The organism is Staphylospora marina (genome assembly GCF_003856495.1).
In the GTDB taxonomy this organism is placed as follows: Bacteria; Bacillota; Bacilli; order Thermoactinomycetales; family Thermoactinomycetaceae; genus Staphylospora; species Staphylospora marina.
In genome coordinates this window covers 760,482-783,481 of sequence record NZ_CP034118.1, presented here as the reverse complement: position 1 = coordinate 783,481, position 23,000 = coordinate 760,482, and the positions used below count along the sequence as shown (strand labels likewise).

The following is a 23,000-nucleotide window of genomic DNA, read 5'->3' as shown; positions in this document are numbered from 1 at the left end:
AGCCGAAACGATACACATTCAATCTTAACATAACATCTTTAAGTTTCTGTAAAAAAACGGCACCCTCATTCATGTGAGGGTGCCTGTTTCGATTCAAAAGTTTTCGTACAGGTCCGTGAGGATGGGTTTCAGCTGCTTGGGAGGAATCACTTCCAATTCCCCGTCAACCACCGTTTTGCCGTCATGTTCGACGTGTACCCGAAGGGTGACCGTTTTTTCCCGCTCCTCCTTTTTCGTCAATTCCAGCCGGATGTTCACGGTCTCTCCCTGTTTCAACGCATGGGGAAACGAAAGTCTGGAATCCTTGATCCGGCTTCCAGGGCCGGGCAATTGCGTGGAAACCAATGCGGACAACCAACCGGCGAGGAGTCCTGACGGGACGATCACCTGACGATGTTCGGTCAATGCCACGTAACTTTCTTTCAAATACAGCGGATTGAGATCCCCGGTGGCGCCGAGGTAGGAGAAAATGTCCCTGAGCTCGGCGGTTCGGCTGACTTCCACGGTTTCTCCGATGACCAGTTGATTCCAGTCTTTTCCCGATGTGAGTGTTTGTCCGAAATCCACGTGGACCCCTCCCTGAATACGCTTTCATTTTCCCGTATTTTCCGGAAAATGAACCGACGGTGTGAAAAAGCGGGGCGTCCTCCGACGCCCCGGATGAGGAGAACGATGTTCAAGCTTGCTGTCCTTCGAGAATGCGCATGACGTTTTGCACGGATTCGGCGGATTTGTCCAGCGCTTTTTTCTCGTCTTCCGTCAGCTCCAGTTCAATCACTTTCTCAATGCCGCTGCCGCCCAGGATGACGGGCACGCCGAGATACATGTCATTGTATCCGTATTCGCCCTCGAGATATGCAATGGCCGGGAGAATCCGTTTCTTGTCTTTGAGGATCGCTTCAGCCATTTGAACCAGCGAAGCCGCCGGAGCATAGTAGGCGCTGCCGTTGCCCAGCAGGTTGACGATTTCCCCGCCGCCTTTGCGGGTCCGTTCCACGATGGCGTCGAGACGATCTTTCGGAATCAGTTTTTCCAGCGGAATGCCTCCGGCATAGGAATAGCGGATCAGCGGCACCATGTCGTCCCCGTGACCTCCCAGAACGAATCCGGAGACGTCTTCCACGGAAACGTTCAGCTCCTGAGCCACGAAGGTACGGAAACGGGCGGTGTCCAACACGCCGGACTGACCGATGACGCGGTGTTTCGGGAATCCGGAGGTACGGAACACTTCATACGTCATGGCATCCACCGGGTTGGTCAGCACGATGATGATCGAGTCCGGAGAGTATTTGACCACTTGCTCCGTGACGGCCCGCATGATCTTGGCGTTGGTGTGAACGAGATCATCCCGGCTCATTCCCGGACGGCGCGCCATGCCGGCGGTGATGATCACCAGATCGGAACCCTTGGTGTCCTCATAGTTGCTGGTTCCGATGATGTTGGCGTCAAATCCCTGAACCGGGCTGGCTTCCAGCATGTCCAGCGCCTTGCCCTTCGTGGGATTTTCCACTTGAGGGATGTCGAGAAGCACCACGTCTCCCAGCTCTTTTTGCGCCAGCATCAAAGCGGTGGTGCTGCCGGTGAAACCGGCGCCGATGACGGAAATCTTTCTGCGACGAATGGCCATTTTGACGTTCCTCCCAACAAATCACAGGTTTTGGATCAGATGGTCGGCAAATTCGGAGCACTTCACTTCGGTTGCGCCATCCATCAGACGGGCGAAATCGTAAGTGACCGTTTTTTGGCTGATCGTTTTGCTCATGGACGCATAGATGAGATCAGCCGCTTCCTGCCAACCCAGGTATTCCAGCATGAGCACTCCCGAAAGAATGACGGAACCCGGGTTCACCTTGTCCAGACCGGCATATTTCGGAGCCGTTCCGTGGGTGGCTTCAAACACGGCATGACCGGTCACGTAGTTGATGTTGGCTCCCGGCGCGATTCCGATTCCGCCGACTTGCGCCGCGAGCGCGTCGGAAATGTAGTCGCCGTTCAGGTTGAGCGTGGCGATCACGTCGTATTCCGCCGGACGGGTCAGGATCTGTTGCAGGAATGCATCCGCGATGGAATCTTTCACGATGATCTTGCCTTCGGCTTCCGCCTTGGCCTGCGCGGCGTTGGCCGCTTCGGTTCCCTGTTCCGCCTTGATCCGGTCGTATTGCGCCCAGGTGAACACTTTGTCCCCGTACTCCCGTTCGGCCACGGCATAACCCCAGTTTTTGAACGCACCTTCCGTGAACTTCATGATGTTCCCTTTATGTACCAGGGTGACGCTCTTTCTTCCGTGACGAATGGCGTATTCGATGGCGGCTTTCACAAGGCGTTCGGTGCCTTCGGAAGAAACCGGCTTGATCCCGATCCCCGAGGTTTCCGGGAAACGGATTTTCTTCACTCCCATCTCATTTTGCAGGAAGGAGATGACCTTCTTCACTTCTTCCGATCCGGCTTCCCACTCAATCCCCGCGTAAATGTCCTCGGAGTTTTCCCGGAAAATGACCATGTCGACGTCCTGCGGACGTTTGACGGGGGACGGTACCCCTTCGAAATAACGGACGGGTCGCAGGCACACATAAAGGTCCAGCTCCTGGCGAAGCGCCACGTTCAGTGAACGAATGCCTCCCCCGACGGGTGTGGTGAGGGGGCCTTTGATGGCGACCAGGTATTCACGGATCGCTTCCAACGTGTCGTTCGGCAACCATTCACCGAAGCGATTGTAAGCCTTTTCACCGGCATATACTTCGAACCATTCGATCCGCTTTTTGCCGCCGTATGCTTTTTCCACCGCGGCATCCAGTACCCGGCGGGCGGCCGCCCAAATGTCCGGGCCCGTACCGTCTCCTTCGATGAACGGAATGATCGGTTCATCGGGAACGTTGAGGACCCCGTTTTGGATGGTGATTTTCTCGCCGCGAGCCGGCGCCTCCAGTTTCTCGAAACGTCCCATGCTCATCCCCCTCGATCTTTTTGTTTTCAAGCCCTTTGTCCGCCATGAAGCGGGAGGACGGGATCCGGTCCCGTCCCCCCTATTCTACCCGATCCGTTCAGCGTTGGTCGACGGGGACATATTTTTGGTTGGTTTCTCCCACGTATTCCGCACGCGGCCGAATCAGACGGTTGTCGGAGTATTGCTCCAGGATGTGTGCCGTCCAACCGGTCACGCGGCTGATGGCGAAAATCGGAGTGAACAGGTCGCGCGGGATGCCGAGATAGGTGTACACCGATGCGGAGTAGAAGTCCACGTTGGGCTTGAGCCCTTTCTTTTCATACACCAACTCTTCGATCTTGACCGACATCTCGTACCACTTGGTGTCCCCCTTCTGTTCGCCCAGTTGGCGGGACATCTCGCGGAGATGTTTGGCCCTCGGGTCTCCGTCCTTGTACACACGGTGGCCGAAGCCCATGATTTTCTCTTTGCGGGACAGCTTGCCCTCGATGTAGGAGACGATGTTGTCCATGGACCCGATCTCCTCGAGCATGGCCATCACTTGCTCGTTGGCACCACCGTGCAGGGGTCCCTTCAAGGTGCCGATGGCGGTCGTGACCGCGGAATGAATGTCCGACAAGGTACCCGTGGTGACGCGGGCGGCAAACGTGGACGCGTTCAACTCATGATCCGCATGAAGAACGAGCGCCTTGTCCAGTGCTTTGGCCGCCACTTCGGTGGGCTCTTCGCCTGTGAGCATATACACAAAGTTGGCTGCGAAACCCAGCCCTGCTTTCGGAGCAACCGGTTCGAGACCTTGGCGAAGGCGTGCAAACGCCGACACAATCGTCGGAAGTTGGGCGGTCAGTCTGACAGCCTTGCGACGGTTGGCCTCCATGCTGTTGTCATCCGCTTCTTTGTCATAAAGAGCCAGAGCGGACACGGCAGTCCTGAGCGCACTCATCGGATGAACGTGTGCCGGCACCTTCTTCAGCAGATCGATGACTTCGCCGGGAACGGCTGCGTTGTCGTCCAGCTCTTTCCGGAGCTGCTCCAACTCTTCACGCCGCGGGAGACGACCGTTCCACAAGAGGAAAGCCGTTTCTTCGAAGGAAGCGTTTTCGGCCAGATCATCAATGTTGTAGCCCCGATACGTGAGGACTCCATCCACGATGGAGCTGATGGCCGAAGTACATGCTACAACTCCTTCCAAGCCTTTTGCCACTGCCATAAGATCGCCCTTTCTGATCAGAGATTCTATAGAATGAGGAATCATGGTTCCCTTTGAAAACATCATTAAGAGTGGCAATGACTCTGACTGAATGAATCATCATTCTTTTTCCATTATAAAAGATCTTTGAACACAAGACATCCTTTGTTCTTATTTACACAAATTTCGAAATCTTGGAACGGACATGCCCGATTTTTCTGTTTACACAAAAAGCATGGCTCTTGTGATTCATTCAGCCGAGCCAGAGAATGAATCCTCATTCTTCATATCGTTTTTTATTTTATCACAAGTAAAAGCCGTAAGTATATGTCTTGAACTCGGCGAAGAGGCGGCTTGGTTCCATATCTTCACGTATAAAATACCGTCCATACAACATGTTTATTCGCGACTTGCAGAACTTCCCGGAATTTCAAGCTTCTGTACCGAAAGAAATGGTATAATCGATACAAAATCAGGGAATCCCGTTGAAGGAAAGCGAGGAGATTCCGATGCTCAACCGTTCATGGACAGGTCCCGCCATCCGTGCGTCGCTGGTCGCCTCGGCAATCGTCCTCGGTGTCTTGTTGATTTGGATCAGTTTGCCGCTGATCTACCCTTTTCTGATCGGCGGATTGATTGCAGCCGTGATCGAGCCGGCCGTCGTATGGATGGAGAAACGGCTTCGGGCTCCCCGTTGGCTTGGAGTGACCGTCATTTTGTTTCTCGTCGTGGGTCTGATCCTCACGCTGCTGATTTTCCTGGTGGCAGAAATTGTGGTGGAACTGGCCCATTTGGCAGAATCGCTGCCCCTTCTGCTGAACAAGGTCGGACAAATCATGATCGATGCGTTCACGGAAAACACCGACCTCCGGACCATCATCGACACCGTGCAGACGTATCTGGAAAAAAACCCGCAACACCAACAACGAATCTCCGCAAGCATCCAGAGCAACATCGATCTGATCGCCAACAAGGGAACGGAGGGAATCACCGGAATTCTTGCGGCCATCGGACGGTTTATCAGTGATCTCCCCTATTTGCTGACCGTACTGGTCTTCATCATGTTGGCCGCATTCTTCATCGGTGTGGATCTGCCGAGACTGAAACGGAATGCGGGAGAATGGGTTCCCGCGAGGATCCGGGACACGGCAGGTCATGTGGCACTGGATCTCAAAAGAGCGTTGTTCGGTTTTCTCCGTGCCCAGTTGACCCTCGTATCGATCAGCGCCGTCATCATGTTCGCCGGTCTGATGATTCTGAACGTGCAATACGCCTTCACCGTGGCCCTTTTCATCGGACTGGTGGATCTGCTGCCGTATCTCGGCGTGGGAGCGGTTCTGGTTCCATGGATCATTTATTCGTTTTTGACGGGCTCCATCCATCTGGCCACCGGTCTGACCATCATTTATGGTGTCATTCTTGTGGTGAGACAATTCCTGGAGCCGAAGCTCGTGGCCAGCAACGTGGGGCTTGATCCGCTGTTCACGTTGTTCGCCCTGTTTGTCGGTTTGAAGTTGTTCGGATTTGTCGGTCTGATCCTGGGACCCGTCACGGCCGTGATCCTGCTTGCGTTGCATCGGAGCCATGTGTTCCGTGACGTCTGGAATTACATATGGGGCATCCGGAGCCATGAAATATGACGGCTCCGTCGACGTTCCTCCTCCGTTTCCGATCGTGACGCCGGAGCCGCCAACGCGGCTCCGGCCGCTTTTGTGTCTATCTTCTCCGCTCCGTCCACACCCATTCGCCGGTGGCCAGTTTCCGGGAAATCCAGCCTTTCAAGAGGTGTCTCACGATGCTTCGGGTATAAGGCAATACAAACAGCACCCCGAAGACATCCGAGAAAAATCCGGGCGTGAGCAGCAGGATCCCGCCCACCAGGATGAGAACTCCGTCGAGCAAGGTATCGCCCGGCAATTCCCCTTGATTCAGTTGAATTCTCGCCAATTTCCAAGTGCGAAGACCTTCCCGTCTCGCCAACCATACACCCACGGCCCCCGTAAGCAGGATCAGGACGAACGTGGGAAGGGCGCCGATCCATGTTCCCACCGTGATGATCCCTGCCAATTCAATCGCCGGAACCAACAAGAGTACCAGGATCACCAAGCGAAACATGTCATTCCCCGCTTTCGGAAGCCATTTGCTTCAATTTCGCATACAATTCGGGAAACACCTGTTTGATGCTTGTCCGCTTCATGTTTTTGTCCACCCACAAATGAACGGATCGTCCGGTGACGAGAAGCTGACCGTCCTGTTTTCGGTTCACTTCGTACCTGAATTCAAGTTTGCTTCCGCCAAATTCCCCGAGCCTGGTACGAACGATGACTTCATCGTCATAGCGGGCCGGCCGGATGTACTTGCAATAAACCTCGACAACGGGAAGCAGCAAACCTTTCTCTTCAAATTCCCGGTATGAATGGCCGAACTGCCGGATCCAATCGGTTCTCCCCACTTCAAACCAGATCAGGTAATTCGAATGATACACCACGCCCATTTGGTCCGTTTCCTGATACCGGACGCGAAGATGGCTCTCCGACCAAGTCGGTTGAATCGTCTGCATGATTTCTCACCCTCCACTTTTGCGGGAACGTGACTTTTTTCCGATTGCAGGCATCGTTGCCCATATTTTTATAATACATGTTAGAGAACCTTTCCAGCGACGAAATTTGCTCATATTTCATCCGGGCGTCTCACATAATGTGAATAGCCAAACCCTCGGGGAGAAGGTAAAATAAAGGAGGACCCTTGACGGTTACGGATTCACTGTTCGCGAAAGGAGCGTAGAAAACCATGAAGCTGAGAAAGAGAAGACAGCGCCGCAGAAGATTGCGCTGGTGGATTTATCCCCGTCTTGGACTGATCTGATGAACCATGGCATCACACAACAATCGCAAAGAAAAGCCGGTGATATGGTGAAACGTTTCCCCATCAAACAACGGTCCGGTCTCTTCTGACCGAACAGGTCAAAAGGGAACCGGACCGTTTTTCCGCGTTTACCTTGCTTCCCGCTGCATCCGTTCATTGTTTCCGTTTGTTGCGCCATTCACTGAAGACTGCCCACATGCGCGGTCCCCACAGCCCGACCGCTGCTCCCAATCCGGCCAATCCGGCGAGCAAATGCAGGAACCACCCCAACACGGGAACCCACAGAAGCGAAGACAGAATCAAGGCCCCCAGCAGCACTCCCAGAATTTCCTTTTCCTCGGACAGACCGATTTTCTCTCCGAGCAGTTTCCCGACATGAATGCTAAGCGCGGCAAAGCCGGCCAGATAAGCCAGGAACAGAAGTGCAGCCAAAATGATCGCGAAAGGTATTCCGATGATGGAAATGACAAGCAGGAACAGCACCGGGATCGAGATGATCACCGTCAAAAGCCCGATCCACAAACTTCTCCGGAATGTGCCCGTGACCCGGAGGCGCACCTGTTCCAGTTCCTCTTTTCGCAGGAGCCAGGAAAGCGTCACCACCGCCAGCATCCCCAACAGGACGGGAATCCAGTGAAATATGCCGAAGTTCCAGGCACCATCGCGAACCCGGACAAACTCTTTGTGTTGTTCACCGACATGCGTCGGAGGAGTGACGTGGTGCATCTCCGGGTCGGTTTCAGGTTTGCCTTCACCGTTGTTGATGCGAATGGCATCGCCCTTCGGCGTGAGAATCCGGCCGCGAATCTGTGCACCCTGTTCGAGGTTCAGCATGTTCCCGCTGAGAATCACGTCTCCGTCAACCACCGCGAAACGGGTGAGCACCACCGTTTCTCCTTGGACGGAACCGATCACATGCCCGGACAATTCCACCCGGCTTTTCTCTCCTCCGACCGAACCGGTGACAACCGCTTCAGGCCCGATCAGGATCCGCTCGCCCTGCACGTTGCCTTCAATGCGGATCGGGCGTTCTTCCGCTTCTCCGTGCCACGGTATGTCATGCCGCCAAGGATCTGAATCCTCCCGGATGATCACGTGTTTCCCCTTCAGATCTCCTTGCACGAACCGACCGTCAAACTTGAGAGTTTCAGCGGCCTCGATCGATCCGTACACGTTTGCATCATGCTCGATGCGAACGGATTTGGCCCTGATGTCGCCATGAACGTCCTGTTGAACCCTGACCAAATCCTGAGGCCGGTCCACCCCCTTGGCCGCTTCCGTTTCTGTGATGTACACCCAAGGATCCGGTTCACGTGGATGTTCCTGAACAGGGACCGGACGTTTCCACGGAAGCCCCCATTCCTTGACCACGAATTCAGCAAGCCGACCTCCTGTGAGAAAGCTGAAGCCCAGCAATAGTCCTGCCAGTATCGCCAAGATCAGCAGACTTTTCCACAACCAGGAGAAAAATTTCCGCATGGTTTCCATCCCCTTCCATCAAGAAGCCGTTTCCCCCGTTCGTTTCAAACTCAGGCTCCAGGCGATCATGCCGGTGAACGAGAGCAGAACGGCGGCCGGGACGGCCGGATGGGACCACCAATCCTTGAGTCCGTTCATTTCACTCCACATTCCCGCCGGAAGCCCCACCAATCGGATCCATTCCCATTTGGCTCGCATCATTCCCAGATCCCACCATGAAGACACATCCCGTGAGGCATCAGACATTTGCCGGACGGTGACTTCCCACCACACCTCAGGCGGAATTCCCGAGCCGACCAACCAGACGATCAAACCCGAGATCGAAAGCAACATCCCCAAAGCCGCCAAACCGAGAACCAAGCCCGGAAATCCCCAATCGCGGGTTTGCATGGACTCGGCTTCCCGGCGAACGGAGAACATCACTTGATCCGCAAATCCCGAAGGTGCCGGTTGGGGAGCCAGCGCTTCTTCCAGCAGAGATTGAAACAGCATTCGCCGATTTCGCTCCTCGCGGCAGGTCACACACTCATTCAGGTGTTCCTCGATCTCCCTGGAGCGCCCGGGATCAAGCTCGCTCACCACATACGCATCCAAGTGGCGCAAGATCCGTTTGCAGGTTTCGCTCCGTGTCAAATCACGCTTCCCCCTTCCATGGCAAAGACCGGATGTTTTCTCAACTTCTCTTTGGCACGGTGAATCCGGGTCGCGGTGGTCTGAACCGACAAGCCGAGAACCTCCGCCGTCTCCTGGTAGCTGAGACCCTGTTGTACGTGCAACACAAGCGGAATCCTGTACTTGTCGGGAAGACTGTCGATGGCCCTGAGCAGGGCGCGTTTCATGTCCTCCCGAACCACCACCGCTTCCGGAAGGGGTTCCCGGTCGGGCAGCCGTTCGGTCCATGTTTCGTGTTCGTCGTTCAAAACGGCTTTTCGTCCCGTTTCCCGTTTCCGTTTGCGGGCGAAATCCGTGCAAGTGTTCACGGTGATCCGGTACAGCCAGGTGGAGAAACCGGATTCTCCCCGAAAGTCGCCGATTCGCCTGAACACTTTCAAAAACGTCTCCTGCGCCGCGTCTTTTGCGTCTTCGGGGTGTTTCAATAGGCGCAGGCAAAGACCGTAAATGCGATGTTCATATTCCCGAACCAGACGGGAAAACGCATTCAGGTCCCCTTCCCTCGCTTGCTGCAACCAATCCTCCACCCGTTTCCGTCCCACCCTCCTTATTGCCGGTTTCATTTCTTTCGACGAAGAGCCGTCCGATTTCTTTCAACAAACATTATGAACAAAAAATGGCACCGGAAAAGGTTCCGGTGCGATGCGGCCGATGAAGACATGTTGTCCGGACTGCGCTGCTAGCGGACGCGGGACAACGCTTGAAAAAACGAACCTCTCCCATTGGCCCGGACATTCTTTGTCCGACCCGGAAGATCACAGCACATTGGCTTTTCCCGAGTAAATGTGCCCCCGGTCGGAGTCCACGGTCACAATGGTTTCGGATGCCAGAATTTTCATTGCGTCGCGAACCCCCACGACCACGGGAATGCCGAGGCTGACCCCGACAACGGCCGCGTGGGAGGTGAGCCCTCCTTCTTCCGTGATGACGGCGGCGGCCCGGACGAATGAATCCATCATGTCTTTGTCCGTCGTACGGGTGACCAGGATCCCTCCGTCCACCATCTTTTCGCGAATTTCTTCCGCCGTGTTCCCCAGGACGACGGGACCGGTGACCACCTGTTTCCCGATTCCCTGACCGCGGGCGATGGCCCCGCCGATCACATGCACTTTCATCAGGTTGGTGCTTCCCGATTTTCCCACGGGTACGCCGGCAGTAATCACGACCAAATCCCCCTGTTCCACGAAGTGGTGCTCGAGCGAACTGTTGATCGCGGTTTGAAACATCTCGTCCGTGGTGCTCGCCTTTTTGCCCAGCACGGGATAGACTCCCCACACCAGCGTGAGTTTGCGAAGAACGTCTTCATGAGGCGTCACGGCAACGATGGGTGCTCTCGGCCGGTATTTCGAAACCATCCGGGCCGTATAGCCCGACTCGGTGGCGGTGATGATCGCCGAACAATCCAATGTGTGGGCGGTATGTACGACGGCCTGGCTGATGCTCTCGGTGATGGTGCTGTCCAGTTCCCTCATTTTCTGCCGGTACAATTCGTGATGGCGGAGGGAGCTTTCGGTCGCTTCGGCGATGCGTGCCATGGTTTGCACCGCTTCAACCGGATATTTCCCCGCGGCGGTTTCACCCGACAGCATGATCGCGTCCGTCCCGTCCAGGATGGCGTTGGCCACGTCACTGGCTTCGGCTCGGGTCGGTCGGGGATTGCGCTGCATCGAGTCGAGCATCTGCGTGGCCGTGATCACCGGTTTTCCGAGTTGGTTGCATTTGCGGATCAATTCCTTTTGCACAAGGGGAACTTCTTCAACCGGGATTTCCACCCCCAGATCTCCGCGGGCGACCATCAATCCGTCAGACACTTCGAGAATGGAGTCGATATTCTCGATGCCCTCCCGGTTTTCGATTTTCGAAATGATGGGGATGTCGGCGCCGTTTTCTTCGAGAATTCTGCGAATGTCCAGCACGTCTTGCGCCTTGCGGACGAAGGAAGCGGCGATGAAATCGATCCCGGCCTCGATGCCGAATCGGATGTCGTCCGCGTCTTTCTCGGTGATTCCGGGCAAATTGACGCTGACTCCCGGAATGTTGACCCCTTTGCGGCTTTTGAGAGTTCCCCCGTTGAGCACGAGGCAGTGAATCTCGGTCTCATCCACCCGTTCCACCCGGAGGCCGATCAATCCGTCATCGACCAGGATGAGATCTCCCTGCTTCACGTCACGGGTGATGCCCGGATAGGACACGGACACCATTGATGCGTCTCCCGGCACCTGCCGCGTCGTGAGTGTGAACGTGTCTCCGGCTTTCAATTCCACGGACGGCTCCTTAAGGTCTCCCGTTCGAATCTCCGGTCCCTTCGTGTCGAGCAGGATGGCCACCGTTTTTCCTTCCAAACGGGCCGCTTCCCGAATGTTCCGGATTCGTGCGGCATGTTCTTCATGAGAGCCGTGCGAAAAATTCAACCGGGCCACGTTCATTCCGCTCCGGATGAGTTGTCGGAGCATTTCCACACTTTCGCTGGCCGGACCGATCGTACAGACAATCTTGGTTTTTCTGAGCATGTCCTGACATCGTCTCCTTGCATTGATTTCAGTCCATGAATCACATCAACGGAGCGACAAGTCTTCTCTCCGCTTTCGTCATGCCCCTTGCAAGCGCCTTCAGAAGACACCGACGCGGGCGCATGTAGGAAAATCCCTGCGCCCGGATCCGTTTCCGTTCCGAAGCGCAGGGGGCTCATCTTCATTTGCCGGTCAGGTCAGATGGACAAGATCTTGGCCAATCCGTGCAATTCCATGGCAGGAGAATGTTTTTGGGAAAGCGCGGTTTTCAATTCGACCCCGATGATTTCCCCGTTACGGATCGCCGTCATGAGGCTGTGCTTCCCTTGCAGCAACCATTCCACCGCCTTGGATCCCATACGGCCTGCCAACACGCGGTCAAACGCGGTCGGTGTTCCCCCCCGTTGCACATGTCCGAGCACCGTGACCCGGGTTTCCCAGCCCGTCGCTTTCCGAACCCGGGCGGCCACCTCCGCACCGCTTGCCACTCCTTCAGCCACAATGATTATACTATGTTTTTTGCCACGCTGGACGCCTCTTTTCAGTCTCTCCACAACTTCATCCAAACTGTCCGGCTCCTCGGGAATGATGATCGATTCGGCTCCTCCCGCCAATCCCGCCCACAGGGCGATGTCACCGGCATCCCTTCCCATGACTTCGATGACAAACGTGCGGTCATGAGAAGTGGCCGTGTCCCGAATCTTGTCAATGCAATCAATCACGGTATTGACTGCCGTGTCAAACCCGATGGTGAAATCCGTCCCGGGAATGTCATTGTCAATGGTGCCCGGCACACCGATTGCCGGAATGCCCGCTTCGCACAACTTCAACGCGCCCCGGAAACTTCCGTCACCGCCGATCACCACCACCCCGTCAATCCCGTGGGCACGCAAGTGACCGATGGCCCGTTTTCTTCCTTCTTCCGTTTTGAATTCTTCGCACCGCGCGCTTTGCAGGATGGTTCCCCCGCGATGAATGATGTCACCGACGGAACCCAGATCCAGCCGGTGAATGTTTCCTTCGATCAGACCGCTGTATCCCCGGTAAACACCGTATACTTCCAATCCATGATAATGACCGGAACGCACCACCGCCCGAATGGCGGCATTCATGCCCGGTGCATCCCCTCCGCTGGTCAATACCGCAATTCGCTTCATCCTGAACGTCACCTCAAAGGAGTGGTCTGGTTGAACCCTGCGGGACGAAAAACGTCCAACCGGGACAAAAAGAGAAACCGCCAATAACGGTTTCAACATCCATGATCTGCGGACTCGGCCGGCCCCGCCGTGCGCCCGACCCTGAGCCAGGCGGTCCGGCCTGATTTCATTGTATCACGGAATGATCTGTTTGCCTGATGAAATTATCTGGCAACCATTGTTGTATACTGACCGATTTGCGCAAATTTCCGATGGCGATCTTCCACCAGTTCATCGCCCGACAGCGGGAGCAACTCCGAAAGATGACGCATCAGCGCATCTTTGATGTGCCGGGACTGCAGCATGGGATCCCGGTGCGCTCCGCCTTTCGGCTCCGGAATGATTTCATCCACCACGCCCAATGCATGCAGATCGGCCGAAGTGATTTTGAGAGCTTCGGCCGCTTCCTGGGCTTTGGCCGCATCCCTCCACAGGATGGCCGCGGCACCCTCCGGAGAAATGACCGAATAATAGGCGTGCTCCAGCATCAACACCCGGTTGCCCACGCCGATGCCGAGGGCGCCGCCGCTGCCGCCCTCCCCGGTGACGACGCAGATCACGGGCACGCGAAAACCGGCCATTTCCCTGAGGTTCCGGGCGATGGCCTCCGATTGACCCCGTTCCTCCGCTTCGATCCCCGGATGCGCCCCCTGCGTGTCGATGAAGCAAATGATCGGACGTCCGAATTTGTCCGCCTGCTGCATCAGGCGCAATGCTTTCCGATATCCCTCCGGATGGGGAAGTCCAAAGTTGCGGGCGATTTTGTCCTTCGTGTCGGATCCGCGTTCGTGTCCGATCACGGTGACGGGAGTGTCTCCCAGTTTGGCAATCCCGCCGACAATGGCCGGATCATCCCCGTAAAGCCGATCCCCGTGCAGTTCCAGAAAATCCGAAAACACCGTGCGAATGTAATGCAAGGTGGTGGGCCTTCCGGCATGACGTGCGATCTGCACCTTCTGCCAGGTCGTCAGATTTCCGTAAATCTCGTCTTCCAGCCGGGCAGCCTTGGATTCAAGGTTGGCGATCTCCTCGGACATGTCGATGTTCTTTTCGCGGGAGAACGCTCTCAGTTCGCCGATCTTCTCCCTGAGTTCCGCCAGCGGTTTTTCAAACGGCAAATAGGCTGACTTCATGTCTGTTCCCTCCTGTCAGGCGTGAAACTCCAGGATTTTCGCCAGAACGCTTTTCAGTTCCGACCGGGGGACGACCAGATCCAGCTGACCATGTTTGAGCAGGAATTCAGCCGTCTGGAAATCGTCGGGGAGTTTTTGGCGAACCGTTTGTTCGATCACCCTCCGTCCGGCGAAACCGATCAAGGCGCCCGGTTCGGCAATGTTGATGTCTCCGAGCGAAGCGAAGCTGGCCGACACGCCTCCCGTGGTCGGGTTGGTCAGAACCGAGACGAACAACACCTTCTCCCGGTGCATTTTTTCAAGAGCCGCGCTTGTTTTGGCCATTTGCATCAGCGAAAGTACGCCTTCCTGCATGCGGGCTCCTCCGGAAGCGGAAAACAGGATGAAGGGAATCTTCTTCTTCGCGGCGTGCAATGCGGCACGGGCGATTTTTTCCCCGACCACGGATCCCATGCTGCCCATGCGGAACCGTGAATCCATGACCCCGATGACCGTCGGATGTCCTTCGAGCGTGATCTCTCCCGTCACCACGGCCTCATTCAGTCCCGTACGGGCGATGTCCGACTTGAGCTTCTTGGAGTAATCCGGGAAAGAGAGCGGGTCCACGGACATCAAGTCGCGGTCCAGCTCGACGAAACTGCCCGGGTCCGCCAGCGAATCGATCCGTTCGGGAGCGGACAGGGGGAAATGATGGCCGCAGGACTTGCAAACCTTCAGGTTTTTTTCCAGCTCTTTGGTCAAAAGAATGGTCCCGCATTTGGGACACTTCTGCATGATCCCTTCCGGAATGTCTTTTTTGCTGCTTTCCGAAGGAATGACCGCATACTTTTTCTGCTTGCGAAACAGATCCTTCAGCACGGTAACACCTCGTCATCCGTCGTTGTTTTTTCCGGAAGGCGACGGGGTTCCCAAAACGGCGGAAACGGTCCGGGCCACTCCGTTCCCGGCGTCTTGTCCCTCCGCCGCCAGCACTTCTTCCAAGATCCGCACGGCCTTCTCTTCCTCGGAGGCTTCCATCGCCTCCACCAACCGCCCGTAGAGATCCAGCCTGCGTGCAATCTCCTGAGCATCCCAGATTCTCGGCATGGCTGCTTCTTCAAAGTGCGTGAGCGGAACCCAGGTTCGGGTGAGCAGGTAATTGTCCGCGAGTCGGATGAGACTCATGTGAAAATCGCGGACGGCCGAGGCCGGGAATTCTCCGCTTTGCACGGTCTTTTTCAGGGTTTGAAGCTTCGCGCGCAGCTCACGGGCGATCCGGGGGCCGGACTTGCGGAGAGCCATCCTGACCGCTCCCGACTCCAGCAGGATTCTCATCTCCGACAGGTCTTTCCTAGATCCGGCATCGCGCAGGATGAATCCGGCCAGAAGATGGACCAAATGATGTGCGTGATAAGATTCAAGATAAGTGCCTTCTCCCCTGCGTGTGCTGATCAATCCCAGCAATTCCAGCGAACGAAGCACTTCGCGGACGGTGGATCTCCCCGCCCGGAGCCGTTCGGAAAGTTCCCGCTCGGACGGAAGCCTGTCCCCCGGTCGAAGCCCGTCCGTTTCGATGAGTTTTTGAATACCGACAAAGATCTCGTGAAATTTCCCGGTCTCTGCCTTCATTCCTGCCCCTTCACCCTCATGTCGCCGCCATGCCGCAAGTCACCGCAAGACGCATCGTCTTCTCGTACACATCCCGCGGATCCACCTGAATCCTCGCCGCTTTCGTCTCCATCGCAGCCTTGGCCACCGCGGCGGACACCGCCGGAGCCACGCGCGGATCAAAAGGCTTGGGAATCACGTAATCCCGGCGCAATTCATCCTCACCGACCAACCCGGCGATGGCATGGGCAGCGGCGATTTTCATCTCCTCATTGATCGAGCGGGCTCTCACGTCAAGCGCCCCTCGAAAGATTCCCGGAAACGCCAATACATTGTTCACCTGATTGGGAAAATCGGAACGCCCCGTTCCCACGACGGCCGCTCCCGCAGCCCGGGCAACGTCGGGCATGATTTCGGGGACCGGATTCGCCATCGCGAAAATCACCGGATCCCTGTTCATCGACCGGACCATTTCCGGCGTGAGCGCACCGGCGGCCGAAACACCGATGAACACATCCGCGCCGCGGATCACGTCTTCCAAGCCGCCTTTCAGGCGGTCCCGATTGGTGATCGACGCGATCTGTTCCTTGACGGAATTCATGCCGGACGGGCGGCCCTCATAAATGGCACCTCCCGTGTCACACATGACGATGTCACGAACTCCCATGCGATGAAGCAGCCTGATCACGGCGATCCCGGCCGCGCCGGCACCGTTGATCACCACGCGAACTTCGTGGAGCCGTTTTCCGACCACTTTCAGCGCATTGATCAACCCCGCCAACGTCACGATGGCCGTGCCGTGCTGATCGTCATGAAAAACGGGAATGTCCAGCTCCTTTTTCAATCGTTCTTCAATCTCAAAACACGAGGGAGCGGCGATATCCTCCAAGTTGACGCCGCCGAATGTCGGAGAAAGAAGCTTCACGGTCTCCACGATCTTGTCCACATCTCTGGTGTCCAGGCAAATCGGGAATGCATCCACTCCCGCAAACGCCTTGAACAGGACGGCTTTCCCTTCCATCACCGGCAAGGCCGCCCCCGGACCGATGTTGCCGAGTCCAAGCACGGCCGAACCGTCGGTCACGACTGCGACCAGATTTCCCTTGATGGTGTATTCGTAAATCGATTCCGGGTGCATGTGAATTTCCCGGCATGGATCTGCCACCCCGGGAGAATAGGCCAGACTCAGGTCCCGTTCGCCTTTGACCGGTACTTTCGGTTCCACCGTCAGTTTTCCCCGTTTCGAACGGTGAAGCTTCAGTGCTTCCTCTCTCCATTGAGACAAATGGATTCGCCCCTTTGTCATCGGTGGTCAGACCACCAATGGTAATATTATATCAGATGATGACCATTCGGCAAACTTGCCCGCCGGTCTCCGTTTCCCCGCATCCCCCGAAGTCCGGGGGGCGGAAGGAAACGGGAGAACGGCAACCAAGCAGTCGGATTTTCAGAAAAAGCCCGGGCACTCGATCTTCACATGGAAGCATCACTCAGGAATGTCCCGCGGGTTTCAGAGGAACCGTTTCCTTCTTTTTGTTCCATTCCACTTCCAGTTTGAGAGCCCCTTGCGGTTCCTCCGGAATGTCCGAATAAAACGTGTATTCGCCTTTTCCGTTTTCATTCAGGTGGATTTGCTCCTCTCCCACCACTTCGTTGTCCTGTTTCAACCGGAATTTCACGGGTCCCACCGCGTCCCGGTGTTCCCCCTTGAAATGGAGGATCACCGTTTCCTGGCCTCGCTCACCCTGGATTTGATAACGATACTCGGCATCCCACATCACCCCCGTACCGGCATACGTGCCGGCGTCCCCGCCGATACAGGCCGTCAGTGTCCCCATGAACACCACCACCGTGGAAGCCATGCATGTTTTCAGAATCCGGGTCATCTTTTCTCCTCCCCTGTTCTTCCTCGTCTTTTGTCTCAGATGACGCGAAAGTCAAACCTGTGTCCGACGAACAAACGGAAATCCCGGTTACGGCCGCACCCGCCATCTTCCCCCTTTATCTGTATTTCTTTCATCATTTTGCCGGAAACACAAAAAAAGCCTGCCGATTTCGGCAGAAAGCTTGCAAATCCCGATCCGGCAAGAGGCCGGTCATGTTCCGCTTTTGAAAGTCCCGTACCGTTCACGGATGGCCTGCACGAAATGGCTTTGTCCGATCGTTTCTTCCGCTTACGGCCCTTCGTCGCGAACGGCGGTTTTTCTGTCACCGGAAAATCGCTCGACATCCGGATGCTGATGGGCAATCCGGGCGGATGCCGCGGCGGCGATGCCGGCCACGATATCGTCCAGAAACACGTGGATGGCCTTGTCGTGATTGTTCAGTTTCCGCATGATCCCCAATTTGCTTTTGTCCAGATAACCGAAACTGGTCAACCCGATCGAGCCGTACACATTGGTGATGCTGAGAGCCAGCACCTCATCCACCCCGTACAGCGGCTCATCCACTTCCATGATCGTCTGAAACGGCTGCGGGAGCAGTTTCCGCTCCGCCAGCATGTCGATGGAAATCCCGGTGATGACGGCATGTTGGACTTCCCGTTTCTTGAGGACGGCATGTACGTTCTCCAAGCATTCTTCCAAGCTCAAATCCGGATTGTAGGGGATCTGAAGCTCATAAACGATGCGGGCGATCTCTTCCGGTTCGACACCTCTTTCACGAAGCAGATTGAGAGAGTGTTGGTAGTACATGATCTCACCTTCTGTAAAGCGTTGGAGACGCCCGGGTATGAAATCAGTATATGCCGATGAACACCGAAACATGTCGAACATCCTCATGCCGCCCCGTGCGTTGACGTTTCCTCGCTCCATTCCGCCATCAACCCGTCACCGACAACCCCTTGCGCTTGAAAAACCTCCTTTGCGATGGCCTTGATGACCGCCGCAAAGGAGGTTGTCAAGCGCAGCCTTGTGTCCCTTTCGCCCGGGTCCGCCCGGACGTCGGGCGCCGCCCCGGTCGATGACGGGGCTATCTTTTCAGGCGGAAGCTGCCTGTTCCCATGAGCCGCTCCACCTTCATCCGAAAAGCATCGTCCTCTCGCGCTCCGTATCGTTCCGGTGGAAGTGCCAGAACCTTGCCGGTCCGCTCATAGTACAGCCAGACGGGGAGCTCTCCGCCGCTGTCGGACAGGAGGTTCTTGAGTTTTGCGAGTCGCCCGGGTTCTTCCCTGTCAGCGGAAATTCGGATCACCGCCTTTTCCTTTGCGGCATCCGGAGAATGTTCCGGGAGTCGGGCGAGATCCTCCAACCGGTCGGCAATGATTTTCGCTCCTTCGTCACCGGTTTGGACGGTCCCCCGAACCAGGACCGGTTTTCCCGTGTCCACAAGATGAACGGCAGAGGAAAGCGTCTTCGGAAAAACCACCACCTCCGCCTGTCCCGTCCGGTCTTCGAGCGTGAGAAACGCCATGGGTTCGCTTTGCCGGGTGCGGATGCGCTTGACGGAAACGATCAGACCGGCCACCACCGTCCGCTCCCTGTCGGAGGCCCCGTGAAGATCGATGATCCGGTGGGTGGCCCACCGGCTGATTTTCGAGTCATACCGGTCCAACGGATGGCCGGTCAGATACATCCCCAGATGATCCCGTTCGGCTTCCATCCGCTCCGTCTCGCCGAGCGGAGTGACAGTGGACTCTTCCAGCAGCCCGAAGAACAGCTCATCATCGTCTTCACCGGCAAACAGGCTGATTTGTTCCTGAGCCTTTCGTCCCCCTCCTCCGGCCGTGAGTTCCAACACTTCATCCAGAATCGAGAGCAAACGGTTTCTCTCCCCGGGCAGCGGATCCATCGCTCCGCACAAGATGAGCGCTTCCAAGACGCGGCGATTGCAAATCCGGTGATCCACCCGTCGGCACACATCCATCAGATGGGTGAACGGACCGTCTTCCTCTCTCGCCTTGAGAATGGCCCGCACCGCCTGGGTTCCGACGTTTTTGACGGCGTTCAGTCCGAAACGAATGGCACCTTCTTCCACGGTGAAAGAGAATCCGCTCCGGTTGATGTCCGGAGGCAACACGCGAATCCCCATGCGCCTCGCTTCTTCCGCATATTCGGCCATTTTCCCCTGGTTGCCCACCACCGTGGACAAGAGAGCGGCCATGAATTCCAGCGGCCAATGTGCCTTGAGCCACGCCGTCTGCCAGGCCAGAACGGCGTAAGCGGCCGAATGGCTTCGGTTGAATCCGTAATCGGCGAACCGGACGATCAGGTCGTAAATCCGGTTTCCCGTTTCCTCGTCATATCCGGACCTGAGGCATCCCTCCACAAAGGCGGTTCTCTGACGGTCGAGAAGCTGCTTGTCCTTCTTGGAAACGGCCCTCCTGAGAAGATCCGCTTCCCCCAGGGAAAAGCCGGCCATCTTGGAGGCGATTCTCATGATCTGCTCCTGATAGACGATGATGCCGTAGGTGTTTTTCAAAATGTCCTCCAGATCCGGATGGGGATACGTCACGCGCTCCTGGCCGTGCTTGGCCCTAACGAAGCGGGGAATCTGCTCCATGGGTCCCGGACGGTACAGGGCCAACACCGCGATCACGTCTTCGAAACAAGAGGGCTTCAATTCGCGGAGCACCCGTCTCATTCCCGCGGATTCCATCTGGAACACGCCGGTGGTGTCTCCCGCCGACAACAAGGCGAACGTTTCGGGATCATCGTGGTCGATCTTGGAAATGTCAATGTGAATCCCGCGGTGCTCCCGGATCAGGCGGACGGCCCGTTCAATCACCGTCAGATTGCGCAAACCGAGAAAGTCGGCCTTCAGAAGTCCGATTTCCTCCAGCACTTCCATCGGATATTGGGTGAGCGGAATGCCGCCGCTTCCTTCCATCAACGGCACATGATCGGTCAGCGGCACGCCGGAAATGACCACTCCCGCCGCATGCGTCGATGCATGCCTGGGCATGCCTTCCACTTTTTCGACCGCCTCGAACAATTTGTCCAGTCCGGGCTTGTCCGAAAGCTCCCGGAGGCGGGGCTCGGCACGGAACGCCTTTTCAAGCGTCATGCCGGGCGAGCCGGGAATCAGCTTGGCCACCCGGTCCACTTCGCCGTACGGAATGCCCATCACTCTTCCCACATCGCGCACCGCGGCCCGGGGAGCCATCGTCCCGAACGTGACGATTTGCGCGACGCGATCGGGACCGTATTTCTCCGAAACGTACCGGATCACTTCATCCCGCCGCTCGTAGTTGAAGTCGATGTCGATGTCGGGCATGCTCACCCGTTCCGGATTGAGAAAGCGTTCGAACAGGAGGCCGTAGCGGATCGGATCCACGTCCGTGATTCCGAGAACATAGGAGACGAGACTGCCCGCCGCCGATCCCCGTCCCGGTCCGACGGCAATCCCCTGCTTCCGGGCGAACCGGACAAAATCCCAAACCACCAGAAAATAGTCGTTGAAGTCCATCCGGTCAATCACGGACAGTTCATACTCAAGACGTTTGAAGATTTCTTCCGGAACCGGTTTCCCGTACCTCTTTTCCGCCCCGCGTCGACACAACTCCCGCAGAAAGTCGCGGGCGTTCGTCCCTTCCGGAAGAGGAAACCGGGGGAGAAGCCGGCCGCCGAGCGGGATTTCCACCCGGCAACGCTCGGCCAACTCCACCGTGTTCCGAAGCGCATCCGGCACATGGGCAAACACTCGCTCCATTTCCCCGGTGCTTTTCAGATAATATCCGTCGCCGTGAAAACGCATGCGATCCGGGTCGTCCAGTTTTCTTCCCGTTCCGATGCACAGCAGGCAGTCGTGGATTCCGTGATCTTCCCGGTCCACATAGTGCACGTCGTTGGTGGCGATCAACGGGATGTCGAATTCCCGGGACCATTCGATCAATTGGCGATTGACCCGCATTTGCTCGGGCAATCCGTGATCCTGCAACTCAAAAAAGAACGAGTCTTTCCCGAAAATCTCCACATATTCACCGACCAACCGGCGCGCATCATCCATCCGGCCGGCCAGGATCGCCTGCGGAATTTCCCCCGCCAGACACGAACTGGTGGCCACCAGCCCGCGCGAATAACGCCTGAGCAGCTCTTTGTCGATGCGCGGCTTGTAATGAAATCCCGTCAAGTGGGCTTCCGAAGTCAGTTTCATCAGATTGCGGTACCCTTCGTCGGTGGCGGCCAGCAACAACAGGTGATAGATCCGGCTTTCCCTCAGCGGCGGTTTTTCCCTTCGGTCTCCTTCCGCCAGATACACTTCGCAGCCGATGACGGGACGAATCCCGTGGCGAAGGCATTCCTTGTAAAACGGAACCACTCCGTGCATGGCGCCGTGATCGGTGACGGCCAGCGCCCTCATGCCCATTCGTGCGGCCCGGGCGACCAGGTCCCCGATCCGCGCCGCTCCGTCCAGCAAACTGTATTCCGTATGCACGTGCAGATGAACAAAGTCTGCCGGGTGCATCATCTTTTCGACGTCCTTTCTGCTTCATCGGGCAGGATTTCTGATTCCCATTATACCGGAAGTGGTCCGGTCATTCCGTGTTCCCGTATATTCGCCGTCCGTCGCTCATAGACATGCCATGAGATACGAGAAAGAGGAGGCGCCACCATGCAGGATTCTTTTTGGCCCACGCTTCTGCTCGATTTTCTGATCGCGCTCGGGGTGGTGACGGGCGGATCGATTCTCGGAGGAATCGGTGCGTTTGTCTCTGGGGATTATCCCATGTTCAAGATGGTGCAACTGGCCCAACAACTGAAAATCTGGGCCATGGTGGCGGCCATCGGCGGAACGTTCGACGCCATCAAAAGCTTTGAAGTCAATATCCTGGGCGGGCAGATCATGCAGGCGTTCCAGCAGGTGCTGTTCATTCTGAGCGCCTTTCTCGGCGCCCACACCGGAACCCTGCTCATTCGCTGGCTCGTGCAGGGGCAGGGATGACCGTTGAAGCGTGACTTTCTGGAAGGCTTCCGACGCAACGCGAGATCATGGGTCATGTTTCTGGTCGGATTCATGCTGGGCGGAGGATGCTTTCTGCTTCTGTACGCGCACAGGGTGGATTCCTATTTGAGCGAACGGAACGTGATGTACTATTCCAACAACCAAAAACAAAAGGAAATCCTGAAGCTTCAGGAGCAAATCGCCAAGCTCGGGCAACGCGGAAACGAAGACGACGACGAACGGATCCGCAACATCGACGTGGAAGTGAGAAGCGATCAACCCGCCATTTCGGATGCGGCCAAAGCGGAACTGGAACAACGGCTCAGCCCGTTTTTGGACAAATCGATGGAGTGGATCAGCAACAACCCGGAACTGGTGGAGATGACTCTGGAAAAAAGCCGGATCGAGCTGGGCCATGAACGACCGGTCAAACTGGCGGTTCATCTCCGATGGCTGTCATTTCATCGCGGAACGATGAAACTGTGGGTGGACGTGGAAGAAGTCAGCGACAAGGAAACGGGATAACAAACGGGAACGCGTGAA

The 23,000-nt window shown here is 56.4% G+C and carries 21 protein-coding genes; 3 read left to right on the top strand and 18 right to left on the bottom strand.

Features of this window, described 5'->3' with window-relative positions; all coding sequences use genetic code 11:
- Positions 1-93: 93 nt before the first annotated feature.
- The 4 genes from EG886_RS03990 to citZ form a co-directional block, all read right to left on the bottom strand.
- Positions 94-567, bottom strand: coding sequence for a MaoC/PaaZ C-terminal domain-containing protein (locus EG886_RS03990; RefSeq protein ID WP_164491641.1), 474 nt, complete (start codon positions 565-567; stop codon positions 94-96).
- A gap of 109 nt (positions 568-676) precedes the next feature.
- Positions 677-1,627, bottom strand: a complete 951-nt coding sequence (gene mdh, locus EG886_RS03985) for a malate dehydrogenase (RefSeq protein WP_124726932.1) — start codon at positions 1,625-1,627, stop codon at positions 677-679.
- Between the two features lie 21 nt (positions 1,628-1,648).
- Positions 1,649-2,944: an NADP-dependent isocitrate dehydrogenase gene (gene icd, locus EG886_RS03980; protein ID WP_124726931.1), complete on the bottom strand. Its 1,296-nt coding sequence runs from the start codon at positions 2,942-2,944 to the stop codon at positions 1,649-1,651.
- A 97-nt stretch (positions 2,945-3,041) separates the two neighbouring features.
- Entirely contained in the window at positions 3,042-4,154 is a 1,113-nt protein-coding gene (gene citZ / locus EG886_RS03975; protein WP_124726930.1) for a citrate synthase, read from the bottom strand.
- 488 nt (positions 4,155-4,642) lie between these two features.
- Here citZ and ytvI point away from each other — a divergent pair, with 488 nt between their 5' ends.
- Positions 4,643-5,773 carry a sporulation integral membrane protein YtvI gene (gene ytvI / locus EG886_RS03970; RefSeq protein ID WP_124726929.1) on the top strand — a complete coding sequence of 377 codons (1,131 nt, stop codon included), beginning with the start codon at positions 4,643-4,645 and terminating at the stop codon, positions 5,771-5,773.
- A gap of 76 nt (positions 5,774-5,849) precedes the next feature.
- On the opposite strand, the gene EG886_RS03965 is transcribed toward ytvI, so the two are convergent.
- The 14 genes from EG886_RS03965 to EG886_RS03900 form a co-directional block, all read right to left on the bottom strand.
- Entirely contained in the window at positions 5,850-6,248 is a 399-nt protein-coding gene (locus EG886_RS03965) for an FxsA family protein (protein WP_124726928.1), read from the bottom strand.
- Between the two features lies 1 nt (position 6,249).
- On the bottom strand, positions 6,250-6,693 hold the full coding sequence (locus EG886_RS03960; RefSeq protein WP_124726927.1) for an acyl-CoA thioesterase: 444 nt from the start codon (positions 6,691-6,693) through the stop codon (positions 6,250-6,252).
- A gap of 458 nt (positions 6,694-7,151) precedes the next feature.
- Positions 7,152-8,477: a polymer-forming cytoskeletal protein gene (locus tag EG886_RS03955; protein ID WP_164491640.1), complete on the bottom strand. Its 1,326-nt coding sequence runs from the start codon at positions 8,475-8,477 to the stop codon at positions 7,152-7,154.
- Positions 8,478-8,495: 18 nt separating this feature from the next.
- The gene (locus tag EG886_RS03950) at positions 8,496-9,110 is read right to left on the bottom strand and encodes an anti-sigma factor family protein (RefSeq protein ID WP_124726925.1); all 615 of its coding nucleotides are present in this window, start codon (positions 9,108-9,110) and stop codon (positions 8,496-8,498) included.
- Positions 9,107-9,691 carry an RNA polymerase sigma factor gene (locus EG886_RS03945; RefSeq protein WP_164491639.1) on the bottom strand — a complete coding sequence of 195 codons (585 nt, stop codon included), beginning with the start codon at positions 9,689-9,691 and terminating at the stop codon, positions 9,107-9,109. The genes EG886_RS03950 and EG886_RS03945 overlap by 4 nt, the downstream gene beginning before the upstream one ends.
- A gap of 213 nt (positions 9,692-9,904) precedes the next feature.
- On the bottom strand, positions 9,905-11,659 hold the full coding sequence (gene pyk, locus EG886_RS03940; protein ID WP_124726923.1) for a pyruvate kinase: 1,755 nt from the start codon (positions 11,657-11,659) through the stop codon (positions 9,905-9,907).
- A 197-nt stretch (positions 11,660-11,856) separates the two neighbouring features.
- Positions 11,857-12,816, bottom strand: a complete 960-nt coding sequence (gene pfkA / locus EG886_RS03935) for a 6-phosphofructokinase (protein ID WP_124726922.1) — start codon at positions 12,814-12,816, stop codon at positions 11,857-11,859.
- A 203-nt stretch (positions 12,817-13,019) separates the two neighbouring features.
- Positions 13,020-13,988, bottom strand: coding sequence for an acetyl-CoA carboxylase carboxyltransferase subunit alpha (locus tag EG886_RS03930; protein WP_124726921.1), 969 nt, complete (start codon positions 13,986-13,988; stop codon positions 13,020-13,022).
- Positions 13,989-14,003: 15 nt separating this feature from the next.
- On the bottom strand, positions 14,004-14,846 hold the full coding sequence (gene accD / locus EG886_RS03925; protein ID WP_124726920.1) for an acetyl-CoA carboxylase, carboxyltransferase subunit beta: 843 nt from the start codon (positions 14,844-14,846) through the stop codon (positions 14,004-14,006).
- Between the two features lie 12 nt (positions 14,847-14,858).
- Positions 14,859-15,596 (bottom strand): FadR/GntR family transcriptional regulator, encoded by a 738-nt coding sequence (locus tag EG886_RS03920; RefSeq protein ID WP_124726919.1) that lies wholly within the window; start codon positions 15,594-15,596, stop codon positions 14,859-14,861.
- A gap of 16 nt (positions 15,597-15,612) precedes the next feature.
- Complete coding sequence (gene ystJ, locus EG886_RS03915; RefSeq protein ID WP_420894155.1) at positions 15,613-16,860, bottom strand: NADP-dependent malic enzyme; 1,248 nt, start codon at positions 16,858-16,860, stop codon at positions 15,613-15,615.
- A gap of 205 nt (positions 16,861-17,065) precedes the next feature.
- A complete protein-coding gene (locus tag EG886_RS03910; RefSeq protein WP_124726917.1) occupies positions 17,066-17,461 on the bottom strand; it encodes a hypothetical protein in 396 nt (131 codons plus the stop codon).
- Between the two features lie 288 nt (positions 17,462-17,749).
- The gene (locus EG886_RS03905) at positions 17,750-18,268 is read right to left on the bottom strand and encodes a phosphatidylglycerophosphatase A family protein (RefSeq protein WP_124726916.1); all 519 of its coding nucleotides are present in this window, start codon (positions 18,266-18,268) and stop codon (positions 17,750-17,752) included.
- Between the two features lie 277 nt (positions 18,269-18,545).
- Entirely contained in the window at positions 18,546-21,980 is a 3,435-nt protein-coding gene (locus EG886_RS03900) for a DNA polymerase III subunit alpha (protein WP_124728647.1), read from the bottom strand.
- A gap of 147 nt (positions 21,981-22,127) precedes the next feature.
- Here EG886_RS03900 and EG886_RS03895 point away from each other — a divergent pair, with 147 nt between their 5' ends.
- Both EG886_RS03895 and EG886_RS03890 read left to right on the top strand, forming a co-directional pair.
- Positions 22,128-22,457 (top strand): YtrH family sporulation protein, encoded by a 330-nt coding sequence (locus EG886_RS03895; RefSeq protein ID WP_124726915.1) that lies wholly within the window; start codon positions 22,128-22,130, stop codon positions 22,455-22,457.
- Between the two features lie 3 nt (positions 22,458-22,460).
- Positions 22,461-22,982, top strand: a complete 522-nt coding sequence (locus EG886_RS03890) for a hypothetical protein (RefSeq protein ID WP_124726914.1) — start codon at positions 22,461-22,463, stop codon at positions 22,980-22,982.
- Positions 22,983-23,000 lie beyond the last annotated feature (18 nt).